Below are 3,192 nucleotides of genomic sequence, written 5' to 3'. Positions count from 1 at the left end.
CGCGCTACGCGGCCGTGACCGGGCTGCTGCACGAGTTGACGGGGGCCGAGGCGTCCCTTGTCGTCAACAACAACGCCGCCGCCGTGCTGCTGGCGGTCAGCGCCATCGCCCACGGCGGCGAAGCGCTGGTGTCGCGGTCGGAACTGGTGGAAATCGGCGGCTCGTTCCGCGTGCCCGACGTGATCCGGCAAGGCGGTGCCCGGCTGGTGGAGGTCGGAACCACGAACAAGACCAGGGCATCCGACTACGAGGCCGCGGTCACGCCCGATACCCGTGCCATCGTGAAGGTCCATCAAAGCAACTACCGCATCGTCGGCTTCACCAGCGCCCCGGCCATGACCGAACTCGCAGCGCTTGCCAGGGCACGGGGACTGGTGCTGATGGAGGATCTCGGCAGCGGCACCTTGCTCGACCTCAGGACCATCGGCCTGCCCCATGAGCCGACCGTGCGCGAGAGCGTCGCAGCCGGCGCCGATCTGGTCATGTTCAGCGGCGACAAGCTGCTGGGCGGGCCGCAGGCGGGCATCGTCGTCGGCCGGAAGGACCTGATCGGAATCCTGAAAGCCCACCCGCTGCTGCGCGCCGTGAGGATCGACAAGCTGTCGCTGGCCGCGCTCGAGGCGACGCTCAAGCTCTACCGCAACCCCGACCGGCTGGTCGCGTCGGTGCCGGTGCTCGCCATGCTGGCGGCGCCGATGCCCGTGCTGGAACGGCGGGCGGAGGATCTGGCGGCGCGCCTTCGCGGGATCGGCGGGCTGGAGGTGGATACCACCGACGGCAACAGTTATTCCGGCGGCGGCTCCCTGCCCGAAACGGCCCTGCCGACCCGGATCGTGACGATCAGGGCGAGCGGCCTGGGTACGGCGGAACTGGCGCGCCGGCTGCGGCTTCACCGGCCGGCGGTCGTCGGGCGCATCGCCGGCGGGCGGCTGACGCTCGATGCGCGGACGCTCGACGACTGCGATCTGCCAACCGTTGCCGACGCGGTCGGGACCGTACTTATGGAGTCCGCAACCGAATGAGGAGCGCTCTGGTAGGGGTGATCGGCCATGTCGACCACGGCAAGACGGCACTGGTCGGGGCGCTGACCGGCATCGACACCGACAGGCTGGCGGAGGAGAAGCGGCGCGGGATCTCGATCGTGCTCGGCTTCTCGCATCTGGCTGTCGCCGGGGGCGAGATCGACCTGATCGACATGCCGGGCCACGAGCGGTTCGTCCGCACGATGATCTCGGGCGCTACCGGGATCGGCGCCGTCCTGCTGGTTGTGGATGCCCGGGAAGGCATCCAGCCGCAGACGGTCGAGCATGCCGGCATCGCCGGACTGATCGGCGTCCGGCGCGGCATCGTCGCGGTCACCAAATGCGACCTCGTCCCGGTGGACGATGCCGTCGCCGCCGGAGAAGCCGCCGCCGGTCTCGCCCGGGACGCCGGAATCGCCGAGGTGACGGCGGTGCGGACCTCGGCAGTGACGGGAGAGGGGCTGGACGAACTGCGCCGGCTGCTCGGAGACTTGCCGGAGGGTTCGGCAGGATCAGCCGACTCCGGCGTCTTCTGGCTGCCGACCGACAGGGTCTTCGCCGTGCCAGGCTTCGGGACCGTCGTGACCGGAACGTTGAGGCGCGGCGCCCTGAGCGTCGGCGACGAGGTAGAACTGACGCCCGGCGGCAGGAAGGCCCGCGTCAGGAGCCTCCAGATCCATGGCCGCCCGGTCGAGACGGCGCCGCCCGGACGGCGCACCGCCGTCAACCTGCGTGGGGTCGAGCAATCCGATGTTCCGCGCGGGACGGCGCTGGCGTCACCCGGTCTGCTGACCGGCTCGCGCTGGCTCGACGCCAAGCTGACGATGCTGGCAACGGCTTCGAAGGAGCTTCGGAGCGGCGCGGTGGTCCGGCTGCTGACCGGAACGGTCGAGACCTCGGCACGGCTCCGGCTGCTCGACCGCGACCGGCTGGAACCGGGGACGAGCGCCCCGGTCCAGCTCTTCACGGAGTCTCCCGTCGCGGTGCCTGCCGGTGAGCCCTTCATCATCCGGACACCGTCGCCGCCGGCTACCATCGGCGGCGGACGCATCCTGGATCCGGTGTCGCGGCGCCACCGCCGGCACGACGGACGGACGCTGGCGGGACTGCGCATCCTGGCGGAGGCGGCACCGGCGGAAATCCTGGCCGACCGCCTGCGCGCCGCCGGCACGGCGGGATGCACCGGGGCCGAACTGGCCCGGCTGCTGGCGGTATCGCCGCACCGGCTGCACGGATACTTGAAGGATGCCGGTGCGATCCTGCTGCCGGACGGTACTGCGCTCGACGAAGCGGCTGGCCGCACGCTCGAATGCGAGGTGCTGGCGCTGGTGGAGAAGCACCACCGCGACCATCCGGCCGAACCCGGCCTCCCGCGGGACCGGCTGGGCAGGAACGCCGGCGCCATGGCGGCGGCACTCGTCCGGCGCGGCGAGTTGCGGAACGAGCAGGGAAGGTTGCGGCATCGCGACTTCGACCCGGCCGCTCTCCTGCCGGAGCGCTCTCGCCGTCTGATCGCTGCGGTCGAACGGGAGTTCCTGACCGGCGGGCTGATGCCGCCCGACGCTTCCGCCGTGGTCGGGAACGACCGGGAGCGCTTTCAGGCGATCCTGTACCTGACCCGGACCGGCGTGCTGGTCCGGGCCGCCGACCGGGTCCAGAAGCGCGATATCCTGTTCCATCGCGACGCGCTGGACAAAGCGCAACGGATCATGAAGACCCATCTGGCGGACCGGAACGGCGGCTTTCTGGTCGGCGATCTCGGCAAGCTGCTGGGAATATCCCGGAAATACAGCATCCCGCTGCTCGAGCACCTGGACGCCATACGGTTCACCCGCCGGCTGGACGACCGGCGGGTGATCTCGGAGGCGGATGGGAGGGCGCCGGACCCCTAGATGCCGTCGCCCGGGCCGTCCGTCACGTCGCGCGGATGCTTCAGGGCGGTGGTGGCTTCGGCGAAGGCGACCAGTTCGGCGACCGCTTCGTCGATGGCGAGGGCACCGGTGTCGATCACCAGCTCGGCCGCTTCCGGAGCCTCGTAGGGAGCGGAAACGCCGGTGAACTCCGGGATCTCGCCGACGCGGGCGCGGCGGTAGAGGCCCTTGGGATCGCGCGATTCGCAGGTCTCCAGATCGGCCGCGACGTAGACTTCGCGGAAATAGGCGCCGCCGAT

Annotated in this window: 3 protein-coding genes; 2 read left to right on the top strand and 1 reads right to left on the bottom strand. The window is 70.8% G+C overall.

What is annotated here, in order from left to right; all coding sequences use genetic code 11:
• A partial coding sequence (gene selA, locus AC5JJ6_RS05675; RefSeq protein ID WP_496041108.1) for an L-seryl-tRNA(Sec) selenium transferase occupies positions 1–1,022 on the top strand: 1,022 nt, incomplete at its 5' end.
• Positions 1,019–2,914 (top strand): selenocysteine-specific translation elongation factor, encoded by a 1,896-nt coding sequence (selB, locus tag AC5JJ6_RS05670; RefSeq protein WP_496041107.1) that lies wholly within the window; start codon positions 1,019–1,021, stop codon positions 2,912–2,914. The genes selA and selB, both read left to right, overlap by 4 nt.
• Here selB and AC5JJ6_RS05665 read toward each other — a convergent pair.
• A partial coding sequence (locus tag AC5JJ6_RS05665) for an adenylyl-sulfate kinase (RefSeq protein ID WP_496041106.1) occupies positions 2,911–3,192 on the bottom strand: 282 nt, incomplete at its 5' end. The genes selB and AC5JJ6_RS05665 overlap by 4 nt on opposite strands.

It is taken from the genome of Skermanella sp., from assembly GCF_059503625.1.
This window is presented reverse-complemented; position numbering and strand designations above follow the sequence as displayed.

Coding starts and splice junctions, on each gene's coding strand:
- selB (WP_496041107.1), top strand. CDS start 1,019: ATGAGGAGCGCTCTGGTAGGGGTGATCGGCCATGTCGACCACGGCAAG.